Source organism: Stenotrophomonas sp. 364, from assembly GCF_009832905.1.
GTDB lineage: Bacteria > Pseudomonadota > Gammaproteobacteria > Xanthomonadales > Xanthomonadaceae > Stenotrophomonas > Stenotrophomonas maltophilia_AP.
Genome location: NZ_CP047135.1, coordinates 4,090,366 through 4,116,352 on the forward strand (window position 1 = coordinate 4,090,366; position 25,987 = coordinate 4,116,352).

21 protein-coding genes and 1 tRNA gene are annotated in these 25,987 nt (G+C 64.6%); 9 read left to right on the forward strand and 13 right to left on the reverse strand.

The genetic code is table 11. The features are described from left to right. Window positions 1-9: 9 nt before the first annotated feature. The gene (locus GQ674_RS18325) at window positions 10-906 is read right to left on the reverse strand and encodes a LysR family transcriptional regulator (protein WP_159498209.1); all 897 of its coding nucleotides are present in this window, start codon (window positions 904-906) and stop codon (window positions 10-12) included. A 162-nt stretch (window positions 907-1,068) separates the two neighbouring features. On the opposite strand from GQ674_RS18325, the gene GQ674_RS18330 reads away from it, so the two are divergent. Continuing rightward, entirely contained in the window at window positions 1,069-1,518 is a 450-nt protein-coding gene (locus GQ674_RS18330) for a multidrug/biocide efflux PACE transporter (protein WP_159498210.1), read from the forward strand. 73 nt (window positions 1,519-1,591) lie between these two features. Here the strand turns inward: GQ674_RS18330 and GQ674_RS18335 are convergent, their stop codons facing one another. Beyond that, on the reverse strand, window positions 1,592-2,083 hold the full coding sequence (locus tag GQ674_RS18335) for a hypothetical protein (RefSeq protein ID WP_159498211.1): 492 nt from the start codon (window positions 2,081-2,083) through the stop codon (window positions 1,592-1,594). 129 nt (window positions 2,084-2,212) lie between these two features. On the opposite strand from GQ674_RS18335, the gene GQ674_RS18340 reads away from it, so the two are divergent. Further along, the gene (locus GQ674_RS18340) at window positions 2,213-2,578 is read left to right on the forward strand and encodes a PACE efflux transporter (RefSeq protein WP_159498212.1); all 366 of its coding nucleotides are present in this window, start codon (window positions 2,213-2,215) and stop codon (window positions 2,576-2,578) included. Window positions 2,579-2,768: 190 nt separating this feature from the next. Here GQ674_RS18340 and GQ674_RS18345 read toward each other — a convergent pair whose 3' ends face one another. Together GQ674_RS18345 and GQ674_RS18350 are read right to left on the reverse strand one after the other, a co-directional pair. After that, window positions 2,769-3,455 (reverse strand): hypothetical protein, encoded by a 687-nt coding sequence (locus GQ674_RS18345; RefSeq protein WP_159498213.1) that lies wholly within the window; start codon window positions 3,453-3,455, stop codon window positions 2,769-2,771. Then, window positions 3,452-3,976: a hypothetical protein gene (locus tag GQ674_RS18350; RefSeq protein WP_159498214.1), complete on the reverse strand. Its 525-nt coding sequence runs from the start codon at window positions 3,974-3,976 to the stop codon at window positions 3,452-3,454. The genes GQ674_RS18345 and GQ674_RS18350 overlap by 4 nt, the downstream gene beginning before the upstream one ends. A gap of 202 nt (window positions 3,977-4,178) precedes the next feature. On the opposite strand from GQ674_RS18350, the gene GQ674_RS18355 reads away from it, so the two are divergent. Both GQ674_RS18355 and GQ674_RS18360 read left to right on the forward strand, forming a co-directional pair. Beyond that, the gene (locus tag GQ674_RS18355; RefSeq protein WP_159498215.1) at window positions 4,179-4,955 is read left to right on the forward strand and encodes a hypothetical protein; all 777 of its coding nucleotides are present in this window, start codon (window positions 4,179-4,181) and stop codon (window positions 4,953-4,955) included. A 339-nt stretch (window positions 4,956-5,294) separates the two neighbouring features. Continuing rightward, window positions 5,295-5,528 carry a hypothetical protein gene (locus GQ674_RS18360; RefSeq protein ID WP_159498216.1) on the forward strand — a complete coding sequence of 78 codons (234 nt, stop codon included), beginning with the start codon at window positions 5,295-5,297 and terminating at the stop codon, window positions 5,526-5,528. Window positions 5,529-5,556: 28 nt separating this feature from the next. On the opposite strand, the gene GQ674_RS18365 is transcribed toward GQ674_RS18360, so the two are convergent. After that, complete coding sequence (locus GQ674_RS18365; protein ID WP_159498217.1) at window positions 5,557-7,785, reverse strand: hypothetical protein; 2,229 nt, start codon at window positions 7,783-7,785, stop codon at window positions 5,557-5,559. A 195-nt stretch (window positions 7,786-7,980) separates the two neighbouring features. After that, a complete protein-coding gene (locus GQ674_RS18370; RefSeq protein ID WP_159498218.1) occupies window positions 7,981-9,696 on the reverse strand; it encodes a class I SAM-dependent methyltransferase in 1,716 nt (571 codons plus the stop codon). A 1,246-nt stretch (window positions 9,697-10,942) separates the two neighbouring features. Between GQ674_RS18370 and GQ674_RS18375 the strand changes: the two genes are divergently transcribed. From GQ674_RS18375 to GQ674_RS18385, 3 genes are all read left to right on the forward strand, one after another. Next, window positions 10,943-11,539 carry a restriction endonuclease subunit S gene (locus tag GQ674_RS18375; RefSeq protein ID WP_159498219.1) on the forward strand — a complete coding sequence of 199 codons (597 nt, stop codon included), beginning with the start codon at window positions 10,943-10,945 and terminating at the stop codon, window positions 11,537-11,539. After that, window positions 11,536-13,059, forward strand: coding sequence for an N-6 DNA methylase (locus GQ674_RS18380; RefSeq protein WP_159498220.1), 1,524 nt, complete (start codon window positions 11,536-11,538; stop codon window positions 13,057-13,059). Before GQ674_RS18375 ends, GQ674_RS18380 begins: the two co-directional genes overlap by 4 nt. Before the next feature lie 213 nt (window positions 13,060-13,272). Continuing rightward, window positions 13,273-16,161 carry a type I restriction endonuclease gene (locus tag GQ674_RS18385; RefSeq protein ID WP_159498221.1) on the forward strand — a complete coding sequence of 963 codons (2,889 nt, stop codon included), beginning with the start codon at window positions 13,273-13,275 and terminating at the stop codon, window positions 16,159-16,161. A 742-nt stretch (window positions 16,162-16,903) separates the two neighbouring features. Here the strand turns inward: GQ674_RS18385 and GQ674_RS18390 are convergent. After that, the gene (locus GQ674_RS18390) at window positions 16,904-18,328 is read right to left on the reverse strand and encodes a TIGR00366 family protein (protein ID WP_201290180.1); all 1,425 of its coding nucleotides are present in this window, start codon (window positions 18,326-18,328) and stop codon (window positions 16,904-16,906) included. A 207-nt stretch (window positions 18,329-18,535) separates the two neighbouring features. Beyond that, window positions 18,536-19,429: a 4-hydroxybenzoate octaprenyltransferase gene (ubiA, locus tag GQ674_RS18395; RefSeq protein ID WP_159498223.1), complete on the reverse strand. Its 894-nt coding sequence runs from the start codon at window positions 19,427-19,429 to the stop codon at window positions 18,536-18,538. 155 nt (window positions 19,430-19,584) lie between these two features. Here ubiA and GQ674_RS18400 point away from each other — a divergent pair. Together GQ674_RS18400 and GQ674_RS18405 are read left to right on the forward strand one after the other, a co-directional pair. Continuing rightward, a tRNA-Arg gene (locus GQ674_RS18400) sits at window positions 19,585-19,661 on the forward strand. Window positions 19,662-19,781: 120 nt separating this feature from the next. After that, the gene (locus tag GQ674_RS18405; protein ID WP_159498224.1) at window positions 19,782-20,216 is read left to right on the forward strand and encodes a hypothetical protein; all 435 of its coding nucleotides are present in this window, start codon (window positions 19,782-19,784) and stop codon (window positions 20,214-20,216) included. Between the two features lie 229 nt (window positions 20,217-20,445). Here the strand turns inward: GQ674_RS18405 and GQ674_RS18410 are convergent, their stop codons facing one another. From GQ674_RS18410 to GQ674_RS18430, 5 genes are read right to left on the reverse strand one after another with little or no spacing between them, the layout of a single operon-like run. Further along, window positions 20,446-21,231, reverse strand: a complete 786-nt coding sequence (locus GQ674_RS18410; RefSeq protein WP_159498225.1) for a SapC family protein — start codon at window positions 21,229-21,231, stop codon at window positions 20,446-20,448. A gap of 48 nt (window positions 21,232-21,279) precedes the next feature. Beyond that, window positions 21,280-23,010 carry a putative porin gene (locus tag GQ674_RS18415; protein ID WP_159498226.1) on the reverse strand — a complete coding sequence of 577 codons (1,731 nt, stop codon included), beginning with the start codon at window positions 23,008-23,010 and terminating at the stop codon, window positions 21,280-21,282. Between the two features lie 49 nt (window positions 23,011-23,059). After that, a complete protein-coding gene (locus tag GQ674_RS18420; RefSeq protein ID WP_236546125.1) occupies window positions 23,060-23,749 on the reverse strand; it encodes an energy transducer TonB in 690 nt (229 codons plus the stop codon). Window positions 23,750-23,753: 4 nt separating this feature from the next. Beyond that, window positions 23,754-24,167, reverse strand: coding sequence for a biopolymer transporter ExbD (locus GQ674_RS18425; protein WP_159498227.1), 414 nt, complete (start codon window positions 24,165-24,167; stop codon window positions 23,754-23,756). An 11-nt stretch (window positions 24,168-24,178) separates the two neighbouring features. Beyond that, window positions 24,179-25,981: a MotA/TolQ/ExbB proton channel family protein gene (locus tag GQ674_RS18430; protein WP_159498228.1), complete on the reverse strand. Its 1,803-nt coding sequence runs from the start codon at window positions 25,979-25,981 to the stop codon at window positions 24,179-24,181. Window positions 25,982-25,987 lie beyond the last annotated feature (6 nt).

Below are 25,987 nucleotides of genomic sequence, written 5' to 3' on the forward strand. Positions count from 1 at the left end.
CCTGCAGCCCTACGCCGAGGGCGGCTCGCGTTCGGCCACCGCGTTGAGCCAGGCGTGCTTGAGAAAATCGCGCACGGCCTGGAAGCGCGGCGTTTCATACAGCGAGCGGTGCGTCCACAGCCACACGTCCTGGGTGAGCGCCGGCGCATCGCGCACGCGCACCAGGCCACCCACGTGTTCGGCCACCGTGCGTTCAATCACGCCCAGCCCGCCGCCGGCGGTCACGCCGTCCAGCACGCCCACTGAGTAGTTGCAGCGCAGCCACGGGCGGTTGGCGCCGGGCAAGGTACGCAGCCAGCGTTCTACCTCGAACTCCACGCGCGGCTCGTCCAGCCCCACGAATTCCAGCTCATGCCACGCCTGGTTGGCGATGGCCGTCTGCCGCCGCGCGGCGTAAGCCTGGTTGGCATACAGCGCGTACTCCACCCGCCCCACGCGGTCGCCGCGCAGGTCGGTGGTGTCGGGTGGGCCGTAGCGCAGCAGCGCGTCGGCCTCGCGGCGGGCAAGGTTGTAGGGCTCGCGCGAGGTAAGCACCTCCACGCCCAGGCCGGGGTGCAGGCGGTTCAGCCCGGGCAGCAGGGTGATCAGCAGGAAGCTGGCCCATTCGTCGGCGTTGATGCGCACCGTGCCCACCAGCTCCTTGGGCGTATCGGCCTCGCGGGCGATCTCGTCGGCGGCCTCTTCCATCTGCTCGGCCAGCGCGAACACCCGCTGCCCCAGCTCGGTGGGAATGCAGCCGGTGGACGTGCGCTCCACCACCTTGCCGCCCAGGCGCTCTTCCAGCGCATCCAGCCGGCGCGACAGCGTGGCCGTGCTCATCCGCGCGGCCTTGGCGGCTTCGCGCAGGGTGCCGCCGCGCACCACCGCCAACAGCACCATCAGGTTGTCCCACGGAAAGTGTTTCATATATGAAACGGCCGCCTACGCTATTGGGGGTTTTTCACCAATTTTGAAACTTATACCATGGCTCCCGGGCGCGCTACGAGCGTTGATCGCCGCCCCTCCCCCTCCTTCGATCCGCTCCCCGCGCGCCCGGCCCTGCCGGCGGCGACCATCAGGTGCTGCACCATGAAAGCTGAAAAGACCCTCTGGGACCGCGTTGTCCACGCCGTGCTGTTTGAAGGCATTGCCCTGTGCCTGTGCGCACCGGTGATGTCGTACGTGCTGGGCAAGTCGCTGTTCGACACCGGCGTGCTCACCATCGCCCTGGCCACCTGCGCCATGCTGTGGAACATGCTCTACAACGCGATGTTCGAGCGCGTGGAAAAGAAGTTCGGGTTCAAGCGCACCGTGCCGGTACGCATCGGGCATGCGGTGGGCTTTGAAGGCGGGCTGGTGCTGGTGGTGGTGTTGCTGGCCGCGTGGTGGCTGTCCATTTCCTACTGGGATGCGTTCCTGTTGGAGATGGGGCTGATCGCGTTCTTCCTGCCTTACACGTATGTGTACAACCTGGTGTATGACAAGGTGCGGGAGCGGTTGGTGCGGCGGAGTCAGGCTGGGCGGGTTAGCGAGGCCTGATGATGGGGGCGTGCGCGCCGACAGGACGCGCGCTCCTGGTCTTTCGTCGCGTACAGGCAACCTTCACTGCCGATTACCCTGCGGGCGAACCTTCACGCATTGGCTCCGGCTGAAAGAAGACGTCAGGCGTCCCGCGGGCGACCTGGTCAGCCTTGTACCTCTTCAACGCCCTACCCAGAGCGGCGCCGCAGAGAGCGCAGCCGGCTGATAGTACAAGAGACAGAATGACTAAAAGCCATGGCTGCTCAACACCGCCTGTAAGCCATGAAAGGCGCTGAAAAATCAGCTCTGTCGCGATGAATGACAGCGTCATCGCCAGAAAACACCTGTGCGGGCGCCAGAACGCGAAGAGCGCGCATACGGTAAATATCGCCGCGCAACTGAGTGCTTGATCAATGATCACGCGCCAGACGGGCCCGACCGCCTGAGCCACCTCGACGTCGAAGAATCCCAGTGGCAGCCCTATGACCAATGTTGCAATGGACAGGGCACCGGTTTGAAGTGCTACCACACATAAAAAATGAAAAACTGCCGAGCAGCCAGTCCATTGGAGATGGTGCTTCATCACGCCGCGTTCCTTGTGCGTTGAGATCTGCCTTGCACGAGCATATCAACAACGTCCCCAGTTCTGGGCAGGGCGGTAGTTGAAACCGGGGTCAGGCGAGCCCCCAATCTGTGCCTGTGCGCACCGGTGATGTCGTACGTGCTGGGCAAGTCGCTGTTCGACACCGGCGTACTCACCACCGCCCTGGCCACCTGCGCCATGCTGTGGAACATGCTGTACAACGCGATGTTCGAGCGCGTGGAAAAGAAGTTCGGGTTCAAGCGGACTATGCCGGTGCGCATCGGGCATGCGGTGGGCCTTGAAGGCGGGCTGGTGCTGGTGGTGGTGCTGCTGGCCGCGTGGTGGCTGTCCATTTCCTACTGGGATGCGTTCCTGTTGGAGATGGGGCTGATCGCGTTCTTCCTGCCTTACACGTATGTGTACAACCTGGTGTATGACAAGGTGCGGGAGCGGTTGGTGCGGCGTGGGGAGAGTGGGCGGGTTGGCGTGGCCTAACTGGCTATCACCGTGGGGAAAAGGCGTCCTCTCTACTCGGTCGCGGCCTCGTGGATGTCGGCTTTCGGCCAAGCGAACACCCAACCTAGGGCCGTCTTTCCGCAAACCCCCGAGCTAATTCACCTACTTCACCGGTGCTGACTTTGCCCATACGCGTCCCGAACCCGCAACCCAGCAAACGAAGGGCGTCTTATAGTCCGGCAAGTCGCCGCATACGTTCCAGCACTATCGGAACTCGCAGAGCGTGATTCTCTGAGGGGTGAAAGTGTCCTTGGATCGAGTCACCGAAGGCCTTGTCAGATAAAAGCGCGTCAAATTGCTCCTCAATGTACTCACGTACATCTCCACCCGTAGCAATTACTTCGTCCACGACAGACGGCCGCCCATCGACTAGGTTCACGATGTCCTCGATGTCGTGGTGCATATAGTCACCATTACCACGCCCTCGGAATGCACCCAGCTTAGTCGCCAGTAAATAGGTCGCAGTGACGTGCCTAATCGAGCGCCCACTGGGCATTTCAAAGTAAACAGCCTCTCTTGCGGCCGCCTCAAACCACGGATTTCCGAACCCTAGGATTGACTCCTCGATCGGCACAACGTCCACGATCAGCGCATCCTTCCTAAACCGGCACGTTAGATCACCGGCGTCCCGGAACCCAAGGCTTCGTAGCCTATCGCAGAGCACGAGGTAGTCCGTGTATGTTGTGACTTCGGCAACCAGATCTACATCAATGGTGGCGCGGACCTCAGGCCTTGTGACATCCGTGACGAGCACGGCAACTGCGCACCCTCCAACTAATGCAAGCTCTGGAAGAAGAGGATCCAATGCCGCCGCCGCGAGCTCAAGAAGCGCAAGGTTCGCCTGGTGCCGGATCATGCGAGTATTTTCCGTAACTGTATGGTGGCCAGCTCCCGCTCGCGTGCAGCGCCAGCCCTGATGGCGTCCACCAAGGTGAGCGCGTCGTACAGTTTATTGTCGACCTGAGCTGCACGCGGCACTGAAGGATAGAGTGGATAGAGAGCAATCCCGCGAACGGACCCGCCGGAGAAGGGCCATACGTAGTCAGTTCCATCGGATGAAAAGCTCTCGCGTAGCGCCGGTGCCGAGGCGCCGGTTGGCATGCCTACCGCGAGCGTACCAAATGTCGCTGGAAAGCAGTATTTGACCCCATGTAAGATGAATTCCGCTAATGCGCCGTTGATAGCTCCGGTGGACCCTGCGAGACGCGTAAGGAGACCCGCCTCCAAGCTGCGATTGACGCAGCCGTGGGTTTCAGAGGCAGAAATTCCCAACTCAGCGCCCATCCGTGCGTAAGTCATGGGTTCGTTTCGATTGACTGCGATTTTTAGCGCGACCACGATATCTTGTGGTTTCAGAACCAACTGACGGTGAGCCACTTGCGCACTCCGACTTGCCGAGAAGCGAATACTCTCATAGAACTTCGCGCAAACGCCGTATTCGCTATTCGCGAATGGCGAATTCTGGCATCAAACAAGGATTGATCGTAATCTTTTTGAATATTATCAACCACTTAAGAGGAAATGGAAAAGCCGCGGCTTCTGTGGTTTAATTCGCGAAACATCTTCAGTTGAGTCGCCAATGAACGCCACTGTCAGGAAGAAGAGTCCGCGAGCTCCGTCAAGCTCGCTTTCCGAAGCCCTTGACAGGGCACTGAGGGTCTATGGCAAAGAGCGGCTGCATGCTGCTCCCACCGAGGTATTCGCCCAGAACATGGGCTACAAATCAGCAAATAGCGGAAGCGCTCTACAGATGATCGCTTCTCTCAGGTACTTCGGCCTAGCCGAGCGCGTGTCAGATGGTGTCCTGGCTATTTCAAAGGACGTGGAATCTCTCAAGTTCGCGCCAAGTGAATCGCTGAAGGCTGACATCCTCAAAAAGTTCCTTCGCGCCCCAGCGTTGTATGGGGAACTACTAGACAAGTACACGTCCGCGTTGCCCTCAGACCCCAACCTTAGGTTCGAGCTCATCCAGCGCGGCTTCGCACCTGCAGCTGCAGAGTCTGTTCTTGTTGCGTTCCGCCAGTCGGTAGAGTTCGCCGGTTACTATGCCCCAGGTCAACGGGACGAGGCGGAGATCACTCCTGAGCCAGACGAGTCAAATTCAACAGAGTCTCCATATACACCTATGGGTGCTACGTTTATCACTTCAGCGCCGCATACCATGCCACCACCGGCAGCTGGGAGGCTTGAAGACTTCGCCGGAAGTGAAGATCGAATCCCGGTGCGGCTACCGGGCGGACGGCGTGCTTGGTTGGTGATTCCCTCCCCATTCTTCGAGGCCGATAAAACGCGCCTGAAGGCTCAGATCGATCTCCTTCTAACAAGTGATGAAGAAGACGGGCGCGACGAGATTTAAAGCCGGCCGTTTTTACTGAGTATAAGGATTGCGGCGTATCGCGGGCCTTACGTGCTCGGAGAAGGGTACATTGTTCGCCTTCGAGCGTGGACGGCCACCGAACACTCCATCAAGACATCAATACCAGGCCCGATGGGGGTAGAACTTTAGCCAGGATACGCTGCCCCGGCTTTTGAACGATGACCGGCTTTCACCTTAGAACAACCCCGAAGGGAGTTCAGCATCCCCCGCATGTGGGGGACGCTGAACTCGCTTCGTTCTGCCCGTGTCCGCTCCCGGGCAGAAGCGGCGATCGCCATGTGCATGGAGTCGCATAATGGCTTGGCGATTGCCAGTTAATTGAAACTGCGCGCCACCGAATCGAACTGTGAGAACAAATGCGGCACGCTCATCGCCAGCTTTTTCGGCAAACCGAGCACCGTGCGTCTTCGGAATTCAGAAATCACCGAGATTTTTTATCGGCCCTCCCGCTTGGCAGAACGACGCACTGGCAACATGCATTCTGCATTCGCCGTGAAAGCCGCATTGTTGCAGATCATCGTGCGAAGTGCCGCACCGCAAGATAAGAAATGATTGGAAGCCAGCTGGACTAGCAAAGAAGTCAAAGGCGTTCACTCCGCGCCCTTAATGCGTCAGCTTGGGCTTTAAGCTCCGGTGATGTGATGGCACATCGACTTATCCACTGCCCCTGTACCGTTTCGTAGCCGCCAGATGCATCGACGCCAATAGTGACCGCTAAGACTCGCTCCGCGCCTGTTGAGAGGCACACCGCTTCAGCGGTGGCTTTAACTGCAGCCTGCTCAACTTTATCCTCATCACGATAAAGCCAGAATAGGAACATAACCCCTGTCGCCAAGCTGAAGTACCGCCTCGGATGCTGCTTCAATGACGTCCGAAGGTTCCGCAGGCAGCCAGCTAACTGTTCACGCCCCTCGGCGCCGAGATCGCGAATGTGGCTGTCAATCTCCAACCATGCCGCCCCCGGCTTCCTGTCCATCGCTCCGAGGAGACTGCTAACCTCTTCGGAGAAGAACTGCGCCGGAGGTGGGGTCGCTTCCCAATCCAGCCGGTTGAAGTAGTCATCTACTACCGCCGACATACCATTCATTAAAAGCAGCTGAGGGCCTTCTGCAAGTTGCTCGCGCAGATTGTCCGGAAAGCGGTTCTGTTGAATGTAGGCGCCAAGGTGATCGATCTCATCAAACAGGACCGCTCCTTCCAAGCTCGCAGCGTCTTGGCGAATGGTCAAGTAGTGCAGGAGTTGCCCGGCGGTTGGCAGAAATCGATCCAGTACTTGGATCTCATCGATCGCCAAGGAAATGAAAGGGAACTTGCCCAGGATTGGCGAAATCCCGGGGAGATCCTTTGCGCCGGTCGAGAACGGTGAGTATGACTCCACGGTGAGTCCAATGGGTAGCACGAGGCGATAGTCGCTCAGGCGTACGCGTAGGACTTCCTCGTAGCGTCCATCCACCAGACTATAGAGCTGAACCTCTTCCGCAGAGCTGAGATACTCCAGGAAACGCCGACACTGAGTGAAGGCCTTGACGATCAGATCTTGCACATCACGCGCGTGACGTTTGAAGGTATCGGCCGGAGATGCGATCGTCGCAGCCGCGCCCGACTTGGCTTCCACGAGAATTAGTACATCGTCCAACAGGAGCAAGGTGTCATTTTCGTACCAATTCCCCTTGTGCCGGTAGTAGACTTCGTTAAAGGCCTTCGCATCATCGAGTTGGCGCTTGAAGACCACTTGGAACGCAGCCTCGCTCCAGTCCTTCTGCTTGCTGTTGAACTCTTCTCGATACGCTGGTTCGCGCCGCAAGAGGTTATAGAGAATTGCACGGTAACTTGCATCACGCGTAAAGCTTGGATCGACCTGGTAAGAGTCATGGTCCAGCTTGATCAATGGCTTCTTCCGCGCAGGGAGGGTCCTCAATGGCGTACCGCTGTAAGGCCCGGGAGCATAGAAGTCCAGCTCCTCACCTTCTGAGTACGACAGGTCGTCCAATAGGGCCGCTGGCAGCTTCGTCTGCTGAGTCACATTGCAAATGCCGCCTTGGAAGAGATCGGCGACAGCCTGACCTACGGCGGCGGCCAACTCTGGCCGCTGAGCTTGCCAGCTCCCCAGCCCATCCTCCATAGATACACCGCGTTCTTGGAGAAACTCTTGAGCATCCTCCATGGAGCCGTGGATCGTCTCGGCGGCACGACCGTGGCCCAGGCGAATCGCATCAGCCAAGTCCTGGATGCCACGAGCTATCTCCGAAGAGCCAACGCCGTAGATCCGTCTGAGCGCTTCATCGTGCGGCGCTAGAGCGAAGGAGAAAAATTCCTCCTCAAGAACTTGGTGTCGGTGGCCGCGCAGCATGATCCAGTTTGAAAGCGCCTTGAAAATAAGATTCCGTGTTTGCTCACCAAACTGTGCTTCCTCGCTACTCGCTGCCACCATCATCGCCACAACCATGGACCTTGCCCTTAGCTCCCCGGCGACCTCGATGATCCTCGTGCATACTCCCTCGTCGAAAGTTCGGTGTGAGGACGAAGGCGATGTCGCGTAAGCGGCATGCACGTACTCCAGAAGGAACTGCGCCTCGTCAAGACCTAAGGCCGTCTGCAGCTTACCTTCTGCGCATTCGCCCTCATTCGAAGCACTATCCCTCTGCATCCACTGACAAAGCGCCAACATGCTATAGAGATATCCCAGCAGCTCCTTCGGCGGCTGACTTACAATCAATGTGCGTAACTTAATGGCAAGTTGTTCTAAGTCGCCCGCTGCCTTGTCTTGATGTTCATCGGCGAAAGACGAATGCTGTGAATCTGATGACATTTTTCACCCTGAAAGACTATTCTTTGGCACTTGGTGCGGCCCCGATCCGCAGATAGGTAGCGCCAACTAGGCCCGACAGGGACCCACTTCTGTCCCAATTGGCTTGGCTATGCCGTCTCCGCGATGCGGCCAAGACAGAGAGCGTCTTCAGCGAAGTGTCTTAATTGGCACCGGTCCTGCCGAAACCTCGCTACTTCAGAGCTCAGATGGCAGCGAGATGACCTCTCTAAGCGAATACATTGGAGCGTCGAAAGAATCACTATTTATACCAACGACGTGGCAGCCGTACAAGAAATCGTCCTGGTACCAGCGCTTGTTCTTGGCGATCGCGTCCAAGGCAGAGCGAAACACCAGCTGACGCGACACATCCAGCCAGTCACCATCGATCAATGGCGCCGTGGCAAGCCAGTCATAGACATACCGGCATTCGTCAAACGGCAGAACATCCAGGAACATAGCGGTCTTCCTCCCCTCCGCCACATACCGAAAACGTCTCGTCTCGGCCACATTATTGTGGGCCGGGTAGGCGATCTGCGCGAACATGGGGTAGAACGCCAATTCGGAGGTCGGCACGTCACACAGGAATGGCATCTTGGACATGTAGTTGAATGACGCAAGGCGCTTGAGGGCTGCTGACCACAGCGCTTCATCATGCCGCACCGCATAGAAGCAACACAGTGCTTCGACCGCGGTAAGCTTTGAATCAGGCTTGCCAGCTAGTTGATTTGCCCAGCGCCGACAAAATGTCCGAATTTCCTCGGGAGGGGGCGAGAAGTTCGCGTCGACAGGAAGAAGGCCGCAGGACGCAAGAGTGAAGAGTAATGAAAATGAAGAAGGCTCCGTGATCGCGTCGCCATCGGAGTCCACGACCTCGTGACCGCTGTCGTCATCTGGATCGAGATCAACTGCCGCTTCGCCTTCTTCGTCGGCAGCGAAACTAACAAAGCGCTCACCGCGCTTCGCCGCAGCACTGACATCAGAGACGAGTTCTTTGAAGAGACCAGAATTTAGAACCCGCATGGTGGGTGCAACGACGGAGGCGATGTCCACTGCATGACGCGTAAGGAACGAACCATAGTAGTCGCTGAAATGGTCTTTCACCTGCTGGATAAAATCCTCGTCGGGATCGACCTCTCCTTCTTCGACCCCTCCTTCTGTAGCGGTTAAGGGGAGCAGCCAATAGCCCTGTGCCTCCGCACCATCTGTATACGTGTGCTCTGGGTCATCAAACGTGTCCAAGAAGCTCTTGGGATAAAGATAAGCCGCCACCAAGTGCGCATAACAATCGCGAACTGCCTCCTTCGAAGTGTCCGGCTCACTGAAGTTAGTGATCAGCACCCCTAATGGCGCCAACGCAGAATGCCGAAAGATGTTAACAAGTGTCTGCACCGTCTTGGCGGTGTGACTCGGCAGGGGGCCGCATGCGTCGAAGTAGATGATATCGAAGCGTCGTGGCGTCGCCAAGAAATAGTCTTCGATGCTTACGTTCATCAGTTTGACACCGCGCAGCTGGGATCTCTCGACATCCTCCCGCGCAGATGCGAACACGTCTTGCTCGATCTCAAAGGCCCAAATATTTTCTGGTCGTACGCCGAGCATTATCAAGGTATGAAGGTCATTGGTGGGCTCGGGTCCAGCGAGGTAGGCGACCGTGATGTCTTCAGCCCGCTTGGTGCCGACGGATGATTGCCGGAACGCGCGCCAAGATTCGATGTCCTGCACATCAATCATTGCCGAGGCGCTGTGGTCCGAAGGGTGGCGACTGGGGTCTGCGAGTTCTGTGACAATCCTTGACACATACTCGGATGGGACTATGGCGCACTGCTCACGCCGGGCTGTAAGCAGCTCGACTGCATGGGTCAGTGCTTCTGTTCGCGCGGCGTGCTTCGTGGGCTGTTTGTATGTGGACATCAATGCTCCTATGTTTGATAAGCAACGCCGCGAACATCATCTGGCCGTCCAGATGCGCGGCGCCGACCGTTGGCGGTGATTATGCAGATTTCACTTAACCGGCTGTCAAACACCCCGTCGTGTTGCCGCCCGCACACTCAGGTCGACCTCGGCCACAGGGTTTTCTAGGGATGCCCCTAGCGCCATCCCAAGTGGGGCGCAGAAGTCTAGTAAAAGGTAGCGGAACACATTGCACTTCAACTATGTATTCCATGGCAGATGCGACCGCTTCCGTGCTTGATTCTGCGTTCCGCACGTCATTTCCTCCTGCACGAACCTTGCACCACGAAGGCTTCAATGGCCCAAGATTCCCAATCAAATTCACAAACTCACAAGAAGCTCGCTACATGACGCTCCCATATGATTCGAGCACAAGCTCGGCCCACCAATTGCTTCGAGACCTTTAGTCAAGAAAGATCATTTCTGGGTGACTCTCGCGATTTCCTTGATCGAACTCCAGTTGAGCCATTGCCCGCACCCGTCATTCACTGGATAACCTTTGGCTGGCAGCCGCTTCAGGTGGGAGGCGTCCCTCCCATTCTCGGCAAGTACTGCTAACCGTTTCCTTCTTCAACATCAGCTCCCAGCCAAGGGATGACTTTAATAGTATCTCGCGCAGGTGCCAACCACGATGCCCTATGGAGGAGTGACGTGCTTCTGCTGTGCGATATTGCCTCCGGATAGCTTCGCTCGTGCTGCTGAATTCTCAGCACCCTAGACGGTTAAGGAATCTCAGTCAGCAGCGGAGCGCGCTGACTCTGCCTAGCTGAAATCCGCAATATCGGAATTTTGGATAACCTAACCTGCGCAGTACGGTTGCTCCGCAAAGGAGAACCCTCATGCCCATCAAGACCTTCGGCTTGGCTACCCCGTCAGCCATCCAATCGTTATGTACCTGCACCCGCGACAACTCCGAGATCCCATACCACCGTTCCGTGGGAGCGGCCGGTCATTGGCCATTGCGCATCAGGGTCGCATCGGTGCGCGGCACCGCCGCCGCTACCGCTAGTCCGCGCACACACCGCCCCACCATCACCCCCACCTCTCCAAACCCGCAACTCCAGTTCACCGCATCGTTCGCACCAGCTGCGACCCCCTGCGAGCTTCGTCCCACTTCCGCACATCCACCGCACTCCACTTCGCATCATCGCGAATGCTGCCCGCCTGTCCGGTTGACCCTCTGCATACCCGAACGCATGGTGCACGCATGAACACACTCACGCGCATTGCCCTGCTCGGCGACGTGGCCAGCATCCGCCAGGGCCACCCCTTTCGCGGTGCCATTGCTGCCGTGCCGGAGGGCCCGGTGCAGGTCATTCAACTCAAGAATCTTGCCCTGGATGGGCTGCAGGAACGCGACCACCTGCTGCGCACCGCGCTGCGTGCGCGCAAGCCGCCCGACTGGGTGCAGGATCAGGATGTTCTGATTGCCGGGCGCGGCAATCACCCGCTGGCGATGCTGCTGCACAACCCGCCAGAATCCACGGTGTGCAGCCCGCACCTGTATGTGCTGCGGGTGTGCACGCCCGACCTGCTGCCGGCCTTTTTGGCGTGGCAGTTGAACCAGCGCGCGGCACAGGCGTACCTGCGCCAGCAGGCGGCCGGGTCGCGCCAGCAGAGCCTGCGCAAAACAGCAGTAGCGCAGTTGCCGGTGCATATGCCGCCGGTGGCGCAGCAGCGGCGCATTGTGGGCATTGCCAGCGCGGCGCAGGCCGAACAGCGCTGCCTGGAAGCGCTGATCCACATTCGCCAACAGGAGATTGCCGTGGTGGCCGAGCAGGTGTTGCAGGGGAGCGGCGCATGAAGACGATGGCGGGCCTGCCCGGTGCACACGCCACGCACGCCGCGCTGAGCGCCGCGCGCGAGCCCCTCAACGACGCCGCCGATGCCAACGCGTCCACTTACCTGCTGTTGGCGCTGTTGCTGCTCAAGATTGCCAGCGACACCGACGCCGCTGCGCAGGACCCGGACCAAACCTACGGCGCACCGCTGCACTGGCCGCCTACCGCGCCCGGGGCACAGCTGCTGGTGGTGCCACCCGAGGCGCGCTTTGAGCTGCTGTTCCGCCAGCGTTTCGCCCCCGGCAATGACCGCCGCATCACCACCGCGCTGCAGCAGCTCAGCCAGGCCAACCGCGCCACGCTTGCCGAGGTGTTCGATGTGCTGCGCCTGCACGATGGCTGGCCGCGCGATGCCGAGCAGCGCGATGTGGCGCTCTCTCGCGTGCTGGGCCGCATGACGGTGCCGGCGCTGGACTTCCGGCCCCTGCGCGGCACCTACCGGGCCGACATCGGCCAAGCGGTGGATCGCCTGCTGGAACGCAGCCAGCCCCGCCGCAGCCCGGCGCCGGTGGCCCACGTGCCCGACCCGCTGGGCTGGCTGATGGCCGGGCTGATGGACCCGCGCGAAGACGAAACCATCTGCGATGTGGCCTGCCACCACGGCAGCCTGCTGCTGGCCGCCAGCCGCTGGGCGCGCACCACCCACGGCGCACGCCGGCACCAGTTGCTGGGCCAGGAAGAAAGCGACACCGCCTGGGCCTGCGCGCGCCTGCGCCTGCTGCTGCATGGCGAAGACAACCATGCGGTGCATGCAGGCACGCCGCTGCTGCACGACGCCCTGGTGGATGCTACCGGGGAGCTGCGGCGGTTCCACGTGCAGCTCACGCGCCCGCCGTTTGCGCTGGCGTGGTCGCCCGAGCGCGGCATCCGCGATACGCACCAGCGCTTTGTGCATGGCATGCCGCCGCGCCAGTGGGGCCATCTCGCGCTGTTGCAGCACATGGTTAGAACGATGGACCGGCACACCGGGCGCATTGCGATGGTGGTGCCGCACGGGGTGCTGTTCCGCGATGGCGAGGAAGCGTTGATTCGCCGCAGCCTGCTGGACGCCAACCTGATTGATGCCGTGATCAGCCTGCCCGACCGGCTGTTTGCGGGCAGCCCGGTGGCCACTGCGCTGCTGGTGCTGCGCGCGATGCGCGACGACGAGAACGTGCTGTTTGTGGACGCGCGCCAGCTGCAGCCGGCCACCAAGCGCGGGCCTCGGCTGGATCAGGCCGCTGCCGAGCAGGTGCTGGCGCTGTGCCGCCGCCGCGAGGACGTAGCCGGTGTGGCCTGCCTGGCGTCACCGCAGATGCTGGCCTTGCAGGGCAGCAACCTGAGCATTGCGCGCTATGTGCAGCCGGGCGAGCACGCCCCGGTGCCCACGCTGGAGGCGCTGCGTGGGCAGCGTGCGCGGTTGCGCTCGCGCTTGGGTGCGTTGGAGCAGTCACTGGACGGCGATTTGGCAGAGCTGGAAGAGCGGCCAGCAAAAGCGGGCTGACACTGCGGTGCGTGCCGGATTGATTGGCGCCCGCTATGTGCATGCTTCGGTGCATTGAAACTGTTCACTGCACCGTGCAGCGGATGTGCAGGAAACGGAATGGTGCACACGGTGTGGCCCTTAACGGCTGCGCCAGACTGCAGGCATGCGCTATCGAACCTTCCGTTTCGCCACGCCGCCGCTGTGCCGTTTCCCGCTGCAAGGCGGGCTGTCATGAGCCGCGCACCGGTGCGCGGGGTGGTAACCCGCTCCACCTTGGGCTGGCTGCAGCGCCTGGGCTGGCAGTACCTGGCGCCGAACCGGCGTTGTTCCCTGCGCGGCGATGACGGCAGCATGCTGCTGGACGGTCGTTTGCGACAGTACCTGCAACAGCTGCGCTTTGAGACGCATGGCGAGAAGTGGCCGTTGGATGCGGACGGCATTGCGCAGGTGCTGGCCGCCGTAACCCAAGGCCCGTTGCGGCGTGGCTCAAACGCAGGCAGCGACGCCCTGCTGGTCGCGCTGCGCAACGGGGTATGCGTAGCGCAGCGGCTGCCAGATGGCCGCACGGTGCGGGCCACGGTGCCGTTGGTGGATTGGGCCGAGCCGCTGAACAACCAATGGGACATCGCCAGCGCGCGTGACGAGGGCCAGCCGCTACTGGATGCGGCGCCACGCATCGATGTGTTGGTCGGCTACGTCAACGGCCTGCCCTTGCTGCGGCTGCTCTGCGTGGAGCGCGATGGGCAGGCGCGCTGGGGCCGGGATGCGGCGGCCATTGCCTTGCATGCCCGGCAGGTACGCGCCCGCGGCAATGCGTGCAGCCCGCCATTGCTCCTGGCGCTGGACCGGCGCGGTGGGCGCTATGCGTGCAGCGGCGCACCCGCTGGCGGCTGGGTGCGGTGGCGCGAGCACGGCTGGAACGCGGACGCCGTGCAGCAGCTGCGCGATACCGTACCCATGCCCCGAACCGGCGCTGCCGAGGCCAATGGCCGCTGGCTGCGCGCGGTGCACGCGCCGTTGCTGGCCGGCGTGGCGGCGCCGGCGCGGGTGTTGGCGCTGCTGCGGGGTTTCATGCACACCGGTGCAGACGGCCAGCCGCGTGTTGCGCGGGCGGCGCAGTACTTCGCGGTGCAGGCCGGGCTGGCGCAGTTGCGGTGTATCGACGCGCAGGGTTGCCGGGGGCGTGGACACCTGCGGCTGGCTGCGGGCGCCGGCATGGCGCTTACGTGGCACTGGTTGGTGCAGCACGTGCAGCGCGACCCGTGGTTGCGCCACTGCCGGGTGTTGCGGGTGCGACAGCACCCTGCCGTTGCACCCCAGGCGGGCAGGCGGGGCGAACTACCGGTGTCGCCCGGGCGGCGGCTGGCAGCCTTCATGGCCGACGGACGCGGCTGCACACTGCAGACCACGCCGGGCACGCTGCAGGCCTGGCTGCGCCGCCGCGATGCCGAGCATGACGGTGACGACCTGATTCTGCTGGTGGACGCGCACCTGCAGGCCGGCCAGCCAGGGTGGGTGGAACGCGCGCGTGAGCGGCTGCCGCGCGCCGGGTGGCTGTGGCTGGGCAACGGCCCGCTGCCGGAAGCGGTGCCGAGCGTAGTGAGCGAGCCGCTGCTGTTTGCATACAGCAACGCCGACGCCATCGCCGATGGCCTGTTGGCGCCGGTGTACCACCATGCGCTGCAGCCCACCCCACCACGGCGGCAGAGAGCCAAGCGCGGGGCCACGCGTTTGGTTGAGCCCGCCGCGCCGCCGAGCGTGCGCTGGGCGTCCACCATCGCCCAGCACCTGCGCGATACCTTGCAGCACACCGAACGCAACCTGCGCGCGGTGCTGCTGGTACACGATGCCGAAACCATGCGCCGCTACCAGCGCGCCTTTGCCAAGGACGGCGCGGTACACAGCGCGATGGTCGGCCCCGGGTGCGGGCGGGCCGGCGCAGCGCAGCAGCAGGCGCAACTGCTGATTGCCAGCGACCCGCACGCCCTGCCCTATCTGGATGCGCGGCTGGCGCTGGTCTACCTGGACACGGCCGTGGACAGCGCGGGGTTGGCGCGGGTGTTGGCCCTGCTCAACCGCCCGCACCCGCACAAGCACTGCGCGTGGCTGGTGCATCTGCCGGGTGTGCCAGCGCCTTGGCAACACGGCGAGGCAGATGGATGGGCCCCGCTGCCGTTGCAACAGGTGCAGGCCGGGCTATCGCGCCAGCACAGGCGCCTGCGGGCGTTGCTTCCCCCCACCGGTAGCGCGGATTTCCACGCCTGCCGCGCGCACGTGGGGCCGCGATGGGGCGTGGACGCGCACGGTCAGGAACGCGACCTGCACCGCCTGCGTCGGCGTTGCCTCCACCAGCGCGTGACGGGCTTCGGCCAGCAGCTGCAGGCGGCAATGCTTGGGCTGCCCGGCGAGGGCAGTGGGGCCGAAGCGGATACACCACAGCAGCGTTACCGGTATGACCTGCATTTCTGTTCGCTGCTGCGCGATGCGGTGGCCGCCGAGGCGTGCGAGGCGCATTTGAGTGCAGATGAAGACGTGCGCATTCGCCATTGGGCGCGAGAGCGGGCCCCGGAGGTGCGTGATGCTGGGTGGGACTACCTTGGCGCAGTGGACACGCTGCCGACCAACCCGCGCCAGGAGGCGGATGCGTTGCACAGCCTGCTGCGCCATCAGCTGGAAACCAGCACGATCGGGGCCGCCGCACGGCTGCAACTGCAACGCCAGCTGCGGGGGTCGTTGGCCACGCCGCGTACGCCTGCCGAGCGGTTGCAGTGCCTGCAGGCGCTGCAGGCATTGCAGGTGCTGCGGCTGCGGGCGCTGGAACTTCCCGCTGCCGGCAGCGCGACGCGGGTGCAACTGGCCTGCCGTGGGGTGCTGGTCCGCATCTTGGGTGCGCCGAAAAACACCGCGCAGCGGCAGCTGCATCATGCAGTGGCCGAACAGCTGCACAGCGCCATCGGCGCCGCGCACGCGGCACAGCCACGCGCGCCGCACCTGGCGCTGGCCGACCTGCAACGCCGGCTGACCCCGGCACTGGCGGCGGTGCTGTCGCCCACGCACTGCGAGGCAGTGTTGGCGCAGCTGCCGACGCTGCTGGCCGACACCGCACCTGCGCCCACGTAGAGCGGGGTTCTACGCGACATACCAACCTAGTAGAGCGGGGCTCTGCCCCGCTGCCATGGACCCCGAGCAGCCGGGCAGAGCCCGGCTCTACGCGGCGTACCTATCAACTTTGTGGCGCGGGGCTACCCATCAACGCTCGTAGAGCGGGGCTCTGCCCCGCTGCCATGGACCCCGAGCAGCCGGGCAGAGCCCGGCTCTACGCGGCGTATCCATCAACATTGTGGCGGGGGGCTACCCATCAACCCTCGTAGAGCGGGGCTCTGCCCCGCTGCCATGGACCCCGAGCAGCCGGGCAGAGCCCGGCTCTACGCGGCGTACCTATCAACTTTGTGGCGCGGGGCCGCCCATCAACGCTCGTAGAGCGGGGCTCTGCCCCGCTGCCATGGACCCCGAGCAGCCGGGCAGAGCCCGGCTCTACGCGGCGTACCCATCAACATTGTGGCGCGGGGCCGCCCACCAACGCTCGTAGAGCGGGGCTCTGCCCCGCTGCCATGGACCCCGAGCAGCCGGGCAGAGCCCGGCTCTACGCGGCGTACCCATCAACATTGTGGCGCGGGGCTGCCCATCAACGCTCGTAGAGCGGGGCTCTGCCCCGCTGCCGTTGATTCCCGAGCAGCCGGGCAGAGCCCGGCTCTACGCGGCGTACCTATCAACTTTGTGGCGGGGGCTACCCACCAACGCTCGTAGAGCGGGGCTCTGCCCCGCTGCCGTTGATCCCAACGCAGCCGGCCAGCACCGGGCGTTACGGCATAACCGGCGGCACGTAAGTCAGCGTCATGCCCAGCAGCCACAACAGGCCCAGCACCAGCGGGATGTGCACCAGCAGCTGGATGAAGGTGAAGCCCACAATGTCGCGCGCCTTCAGGCCCAGTACGCCCAGCAGCGGCAGCATCCAGAACGGGTTGATCAGGTTGGGCAGTGCCTCGGCGGCGTTGTACACCTGCACGGCCCAGCCCAGGTGGGCCTTGAGTTCGTTGGCAGCCTGCATCACATACGGCGCCTCGATGATCCACTTGCCGCCGCCAGACGGCACGAAGAAGCCCAGCACCGCCGAGTACACGCCCATCACCAGGGCGAAGGTGTCGGCGGTGGCGATGTGCACGAACAGGCTGGACAACCGGTGCGCCAGGGTTTCATCGCCGCTGCCCACCGCGTGGGTGAGGATCATGGCGATGCCGCCGTACAGCGGGAACTGGATGAGCACGCCGGTGGTGCTGGGCACGGCCTTGGCCACGGCGTTGAGGAAGCTGCGCGGGCGCCAGTGCAGCAGCAGGCCCAGCGAAATGAACAGGAAGTTGTAGGTGTTGAGGTTGGCGATGGCGCTCACCAGCGGCTTGTTGGCAAATTCGCCAAACAGCCAGCCGAACGCCAGCAATGAAAGCAGCACGGTGAGCAGCGGGCTGTATTCCAGCCACTCGCCCGGACGGGTGCGCGGCTGCAGCGGTTGCGGCTCGGCCTGCGCAGCACCGCCGAAGTCCCGCGCGGTGCGGGCGGTGGCCGGGCCGGGGGCGGTGAGCCAGGCGATCAGCAGCGACACCAGGATCAACGCGGCGGTGAGCGCGATGGACTGCCACAGGAAGATGGTTTCGGTGAAGGGCAGCACCCCGGTGATCTCCACCAGCCCCGGCGGCATGCTGGCCGGATTGGCCTGCAGCTGGGCGGCCGAGGAACTCAGGCCCATCGCCCACACAGCACCCAGGCCAAGGTAGGCCGAGGCACCCGCGGCGCGGTAGTCCATGTTCAGGTCCTCGCGGCGCGCCAGCGCGCGCACCAGCAAGCCGCCGAACACCAGCGAGAAGCCCCAGCTGAGCAGCGAGGCCAGCATGCTCACCAGGCCCACGTACACCACCGCGCCACGGCCGGTGCGCGGCACCCGTGCCAGCTGGTCGATGAAGCGCGCCACGATGGGCGCGGTGGCCAGGGCGTAGCCGCCGATGACCACGAAGGCCATCTGCATGGTGAAGGGGATGAGGCTCCAGAAGCCTTCGCCGAAGGCACTGGCGGTGGCCTGCGGGGTGGCGCCGAAGCCGATGGCGGCCGCCGCCACGATGACTACGCCGAGCACGGCGAACACGTAGGCGTCGGGGAACCATTTTTCCGCCCACGCGGCCGAGCGCAGTGCTGCGCGCGCCATCCAGCCGTCTTGTGCTGCTGTCGACGTGGCCATCGCCCTACCCTCCCAGGTGATTCAGATGGGGAGCAGTGTGTGGGTTGGGTGGCGGGCTGTCAGTCGCCTATTGGTCGTAGGGGCGAGGTGCGGGGTGGTGGCTGCGGGGCGGCGCCTTGGGATGGTCGGGAGCCGGCCAGCGGCCGGCACTACCGGGGCATGGGCGGCTCGACCGGCCGGTTGGCCCCGACTGTTGGTCGGGGCGCCTTAATGAAACGCCAAGGCCGCGGCGATACCGGCGAACAGGGTGGCGCCCACCCAGTTGTTGTGCAGGAAGGCCTTGAAGCAGGCATCGCGCTCGCGTTTGCGGCAGATCATGAACTGGTAGGCGATCAGCAGCGCGGCCACGCCCACCGACATCCAGTACGCCGCGCCCAGGCCGGCGCGCAGGCCCACCAGGCTCATGGTGCCCAGGAACAGGGTGAACAGGATGCCCTGGATGACCAGGTCCAGGTCGCCGAACAGGATGGCCGTGGAATGAGAACCCATCTTGAGGTCGTCGTCGCGGTCCACCATGGCGTACCAGGTGTCGTAGGCGGTGGACCACAGGATGTTGGCGCCATACAGCAGCCAGCCCACCACCGGCACTTCGCCCTGCACGGCGGCGAACGCCATCGGGATGCCCCAGCCGAAGGCCATGCCGAGGTACACCTGCGGCAGGTGGGTGTAGCGCTTGAGGTAGGGGTAGCTGGCGGCCAGGAAGATGCCGATGAAGCTCAAGCCGATGGTCAGCCGGTTCAGGGTGAGCACCAGCGCGAAGGCGACCAGCATCAGCCCGGCGAACAGCAGCAGCGCCTCGCGCCCGGACACCCGCCCACTGGCCAGCGGGCGGTCCTTGGTGCGCTTGACGTGCGGGTCCAGCCAGCGGTCGGCGTAGTCGTTGATGACGCAGCCGGCCGAACGCGTCAGCCAGACCCCGGCACTGAACACGAACAGGGTCCACAGCGGCGGCAGGCCACCGGCGGCCAGCCACAATGCCCACCAGGTGGGCCACAGCAGCAGCAGGGTGCCGATCGGGCGATCGGCGCGCATCAGTTTCCAGTACTGGCCCCAACGCGACGGTGGGGGACCGTCGGGGGCTTCAAAACGTTCGTAAGCCATGCGCAAAGGATACCGCCAAGCCCCGTCGCGAGCGTTGCCGTGCCGGGCAATTGAACAGGGGGCAGACCTGCGCCGCGTTTACCGCTAGAATGCTCCTCCCGCGCCATCACGGCGTACGGCGGCCAGCACCGGCGCCCGGGACTGCAGGACACAACGCGCTCGTAGCTCAGCCGGATAGAGTAGTGGCTTCCGAAGCCATTGGTCGGGGGTTCGAATCCCTCCGGGCGCACCATCCTTGCCTTGTGGCCCATCGCCACATCCCCCTGAACGTCCCGAACCCTGCCCTGCGTCGCAGCCATTGCGATACCTGCAGCCCAGCGTGGATGGCCCGCGTTTCTGGGACACTTCGGCCATGAAACGATCGCATGCGTGGCAACACCACGGCACCGTGTCGCTCTGGCGTTATCGGGACAACCTGCGCAACTATCCGGGCTGGCACATCGGCGCCGATGCCGCCGGCTGCGCGTCGATGCTGGCATTGTTGGATGCGCTGGCGCTGGACGGCCCGGGCGCGACGCGGACGCTGCAGCTCTCTCCGCCCAGCCCTGCGCAGTTGGCCGTGCCGAACAACCGCGATGCACGTTGGGACGCCCAGACATCGTTACGGTTGACGGTCGATGAGGATGTCGCGTTCTGGCAGTGGGAAGCGGACGGCGCGCGCGCCACGCTGCGGCTGGGAGAGGCCGCGATGGCGGCGCTTCGACAGGGCGTGCTGGATGTTGCCGCGGGTCGAGGCGACTACAGTGTGGGCCAGGGCGCGCAGGCGTTGTGGTTCTGGTGGGGCTGAGCCGGCGGTAATGATGTGCCGTGCGTGCGTTTTGGCGTTTGGGTGAGGTTGCTTGCAGCCACCCATGGGGTGGCTCTACCCGGAGCGCGCGCAAAGGGAACGAGGGTCGGGTACCGGACAGACTGCCGGGGCCAGGGCTAGGTCTTCCCACCTGCCTGGCAGTGGCGAAACGCGTGTGCGGTCCACGACGTCCGTGTCGTTGTTCTGTCCGGTGTCCCGGTTGAAACGGTCAGGCGGTGAGCAGGTCCTTGAAGCGGGCCAGCGAGGCCATGTGGAAATGCACCAGCGCCAGCCAGCCCTGGCGGTGCCAGGCCAGCACGGTGGCGTCGGGGAGTGCGGCGAAGCGTTCGGCGTCAATCAGCTGGAAGCCGAGCAGGCTGGACTGGCGGCCGTCGGGATGCACGACGTCGGCCTGGCGTTCCACCAGCACGCCGGCAGTGACCAGCGCGGCGCTGAAGGCGGCCGTGGCGGTGGCATCGCGGGTGAACGCCTCGCAGAACGCCAGGGCCTGGCGGGTGAGCGCGCTGGGCTGGCCGTCGGCGTCGAACAGGGACTGGCCTTCGTCGCCGCAGGTGCGCAGCATCGGGGCGTCGGCGTCGATGGCCAGCACATGGCCGTTCGGCTCGGTCGTGCGGGCGAATACGAACGGATACCGGCGCACATACGCGGGCACGTAGGTGCCGGTTTGCCAGTGGTCGGCGACCACGAAGCGGTTGTGTTCGGCCTGCAGGCCGAGCACGGCAACCGGGGCGGCGTCAGCGCCGACGAACACCAGCGGGTAATCGCGGGCGGCCGCGGCGAATTCGCCGATGACCAGCGGAACGGCATGGCTTGCGGCGGCGAACGCGGCATCGCCGGGCAGCAGGCGCCAGTGCGCGTGCTCGTGCGATGAGAGCACCACCGGGGTGCGGTACAGCGGCGGGGAGGCCGGCGCGGCGGCGTCGGCTTCGATGGCATCGGGCCCGGCCTGGTCGGGCGCATCAGGCAGCGGGTGCAGGGTGTCGTCAGTGGTCATGGGGTATCCAGCAGGGAAACGGCCGGCGCGGGCGCACCGGCCAACAGGTCAGAAGCCAGCGTTCACTTCGAGCTGGAAGACGTCGATGGACTGCGGCGCGCCGGTTACTTCCTTGGCCGCCATCCAGCGGCCGGTCAGCCACACGTTCTTGTCAAACATGTAGGAGCTGCCCAGGTAGTAACCCTTGGCATTGGTGCCGCCCAGGTGGAAGTTGGAATCGTTGTAGGCGTCGGGCAGCGCATCGGCTTCCAGGCGCTTGTAGCCCAGCCACACGTTCCAGTCGCCGGCCTGCTTGAGCGCCAGCTGGCCGAAGGTGGCCTGCGCCATGTAGGCCATGTCACCGCTCTGGATGTCCTGCGGGCCGGCCACGCCGTTGGCGGCCGCGCCCAGGTTGGTGACGATGCCGCCTTGCGCGCGCGACCACATGCGGTTGCGGTCGAAGGCGAGGTTCTTGATGCCATGGCCTTCCACGCGCAGCGCGTAACCGGCGAAGGTGGGGGTTTCCCAGGCCAGGTTGAGGTCCAGCAGTTCGAATTCGGAGGCCAGGCCCACGTACTGCGGCATCGGGGTGTTGGCCGGGTCGAGCGGATCGAGCGCGATGTTCCGCAGCAGCATCAGCGTGTTGCCCTTCTGCATGAAGGCCGGGCGCGACCAGTCGCTGCTGCAGTGGTCGGCACCGGCGTACAGCGCGCAGGGCTGGGAGTACTCGCCGGCGATGTTGCGGAAGTCGAAGTAGCCCACCGCGGCGCGCAGCTTCTGCTGGTCGCCGAACTGCCAGTCGGCGCCCACCTGCACGCCGTTGAGCCACTTGTTCTCGCTCTTCATCTTGGTCTGGCTGGTGTTGGGGAAACCGTCGGACGAATACTCCAACGGGGTCAGGCCCAGCGTGGCGAACAGCGACAACCCCTCGCCGCCCAGCGGGTGGGCGTACTTGAAGGCCAGGCCGTCGAAGTTGAGGTCGTTGGAGAACAGCGTGTCGGTGGACCAGTACGGGTTGCCGAAGCGGCCGCCGATGATGTCCAGGCCCTGCACCGGTGTGTAGGACAACCAGGCCTGGTCGAGCCAGGCGTCCTTCTTGGCCAGGCCGCCGCCCAGGGTCTGGGTGGACGACACCGGGCCGTTGTCATTGCCGGTGGCCAGGCGCACGCCGGCACGGGTGTGCTCGCCCAGCTCGGCCACCACGCCCAGGCGCGCGCGAATGCGCCAGGAGTTGTTCCGGTCTTCGCGGGTGTTGCGCAGCGGCGGCAGGCCCAGGTTGGTGTTGCCGTTGACGTCATAACCGTTGCTGGCATTGATCCGCGCCCAGTCCACTTCGATGTCGCTGTTGCGGTCCGAATACAGGCGGCTTTCATTGCGCACGCGCACGTCGCCCTGCACGCGCAGGCGCTGGGTCCAGTCGGGCACCTGGTCCGGTGCGGCCCAGCCTTCGGCCTTTGCCTGGGCCATCACGCTGGTCTTGAGCTCCTCGCGGATCTCATCACGCACGGTCTGCGGGATGTACGGTACCCGCACGTCGCCGGGCTGCGCGGCGATGGCACCGGTGGCTGCGGCCGGGCGCGCCACGGCGGCTTCGCGCTGGGCTTCCAGCAGCAGCGCCTGGCCCGCCTCGGGCTTGAGCGCGCCGCTGTCGATCAGGCCGCGGATCAGCTTGATCATCGTGCTTTCGCCGCTGCCGTCCTGGGCATGGGCGGCACCGCTGGCCAGCACCAGCACGACACCGGCGGCGAGGGCGGAACGGCGCAGGCCCAGCAGCGCGGCGGAATAGGTTGAACGGGTCATCAGCTTGCTCGCAGAAAAAGGAAAGTCGGGAAGAAGGAGGCGGCCGCGCCTAGCCGGCCGGGCGCCGGCCCTGCACCAGCACGCGCGCCGGGAAATCCAGCGACGCCGGCGGGCGCTCGTCGATACGGCCCACCGCGCGGATGGCCTGCAGCACGCGTTCGTCGGCCTCGGGGTTGCCGCTGCCACGCAGCAGTTCCACCCGCGTGACCGCACCGGTCGGGTCCAGCCAGATGTTGACGGTGAGCTGGAACGACAGCCGGCGAACCTGCTCGTCGCGTGCGACGGCCTGCTGCAGCACGTAGCCCAGGTAGCGCCCGTACGTGCCGTTGCCGGCGCCACCGCCACCGGTGCCACTGCGGCCACCGCCGCTGCCGGACTGGATGCCGAAACTGTCGGTGCCGGCCTGCGCGGTGGCGTCCATGGTCACCGGGTCGGCGGTGTCCGGGGTGGGCGCTTCCTCGGTGGGCTTGGGCACCTCGTCCAGCGGCTCCGGTTCGGGCATGACCTCTTCGGGCTTGGGTTCGGGCTCGGGCGCCGGTTCCGGCGGTGGCGGGGGCGGCGGTGGGGGCAGCATCACCATCGGCACCTCCACCTGCGGGCGGCGGGTACTGGCGGTGTCCTTGAACAGCAGCAGCCATGCCAGCAGCGCGAGCAGCGCGATGCCGGCCAGCAGCGCGGCCAGCGGCCACCAGCGCTGCCAGCCGGCCGCGCCGCGTGCACGGGGATTGAGTGCAGTCACGCCATCACCCCTGTGGTTTGCCGGTCACCAGGCCAACCTGGTTGAGGTCGATCCGGCGCAGCAGGTCGAGAACCTCCACCACGCGTGCGTACTGCACCTGGGCGTCGCCGCGCACGATCACCGGGAAGTCGGGAGTGAGCGCCTTCTCGGTGCGCAGGCGGTCTTCCAGCTCGGCCAGGCTCACCGGGTAGGCGTCGAGGAAGATCTGCCCGGCGTTGTCGACGGTGATCGCCCTGGTCTTCGGCTTTTCCAGCGCCATGCTGGAGCTGGCCTTGGGCAGGTTGACCTGGATTCCCGGAATGGAGGCGTTGCTGGTGAGGATGAAGATCACCAGCACCACCAGCAGCACGTCGACGAACGGGGTGACGTTGATGCCCTTTTCGCGCTTCTTGATGCCGAACCGTTTTGCCCTGGCCATGGTCGTGCGCCTCAGGCCTGGACCGGACGCGCGACGGCGGCCGGTGCGCTGCGGTCGAACTCTTCGGCCAGGCGCGCGGTGAACTCGTCAACGAATACCGACATGTCCGCGGCAATGGCTTCGGCACGCGAGGCCAGCCAGTTGTAGCCAAACAGCGCCGGGATCGCCACGCCCAGGCCGGCCGCGGTGCACAGCAACGCGGCGGCCATGCCGGGCGCAACGGAGTTGATGTCCACCGCACCGGCCATCGCCGCCACCACGAACACCAGCATGATGCCGATCACCGTGCCGAACAGGCCGATGTACGGCGCGCCTTCGATGGTGGTGGACAGCCAGTTCATGCGCTTGGACATGCGCTCGGTTTCACGGGTGACTTCGGCGTCCATCGAGGCGCGGATGGAGGTGATGGCCGCGGCGGTGAGGCCGTGGTGGTGCGAGCCGCGCCCGTCCATTTCTTCCATGGCGATGCGATACAGCCGCCACAGGGTGGAGCTGTCGCGGATCTGCGGCGCCAGCGTGCCGGTGCGCTCCAGCTCCTGCAGCGAGGCCACCGGTGCGCCGGTGACCTTGCGGTACTGCACGGTGAAGGCCTCGTTGGCCTTGGCGACGATGCCGAAGTAGCGGCTCTTGGTGATCATGATGGCCCACGACAGCAGCAGCATCAGGCCAAGCATCGCCACCACCACCCAGGCGTCGACCGGCATCGCCTTGAGGATGAAACCGAAGTGGCTGACCCCGGCGGACTGTTCGTCTTCACCGAAGGCCACCAGGCGCGATTCGGCGCCCTGCGCACTGGCATCGGCCAGCAGCAGCGTGGCCGGGCGGGCCACCTTGGACACGCGTACTTCGTCGATGTCACCCAGGAACGGCTGGGCCATGGCCACCGCTGCGGTGGCACCCGCAGCCGGGGCCACGTCGGCGCCCAACAGCGCCTCACCGGCCAGCGCCGGCAGGCTGGCCTCGATGCGGGTGGCCTCGCGGCCGCCCACGTACAGCACCACCGCGCCATCGCTGGCGGTTACCGCCAGGTGCGCCCACTGCCCCGCCGCCAGCGCCGGCACCGGTTGGCTGCGCTGCTGGTTGACGCGCACGTAGGGCACGCCGTTGTCGAGGCCGATGATCAACACGTTGTCGCCTTCGCGGCGGCTGTAGACGGCCTGGTCCGGGCCGAGCTGGGCCGGCTTGATCCACGCCGAGACGGTCATCGCGCCGTTGGCGGCGATGGCCAGCGACGGCGAACCGGGCAGGTGCAGCGGCTGGCCGGCCAACTGCGCACCGCGCCCGATGATGGCGCCGTCGGCGGCCTTGAACGGGCCGCTGGGGTGGTTGACGTAGGCGGTGGTGTCGCGCGGCTCGTTGCCTTCGGCAAAGTGGTACACGGCGCTGTAGTCCGGGTCGAACACGCGCTGGCCGTTGCCCGCCGCCGGTGCACCGGCGTTGCCGTAGTACATCCACAGGGTCTGCGGCGCGGTGCCGCTGATGGCCGGCACGTCCACCCAGATCAGGGCCATGCCCAGGCTGGCGTCGTACTGCTCCACCTGGTGGTTGAGCACGGTGCGCCCGTCGGCACCGATGAAGCGGATGTCGCTGCCGCCGTCGGCCACGCCGTCGAAGGCGAAGTTGCCGGTGTGCAGGCGCACCAGCACGGGGGTGCGGCCGAGGTTGCCGCCGAGCGCGGCGCCGTTGGGGCCGGCGTCCACGGTGATGGGCTTGCGGTACTTCCAGTCGGCCTGCCACCACGGGGTATCGGCACGGGCGGTGCCGAGCGCGCACATGCTCAGGCAGAACAACAACAGGGCAAGAAGGCGTTGCATGGGAAA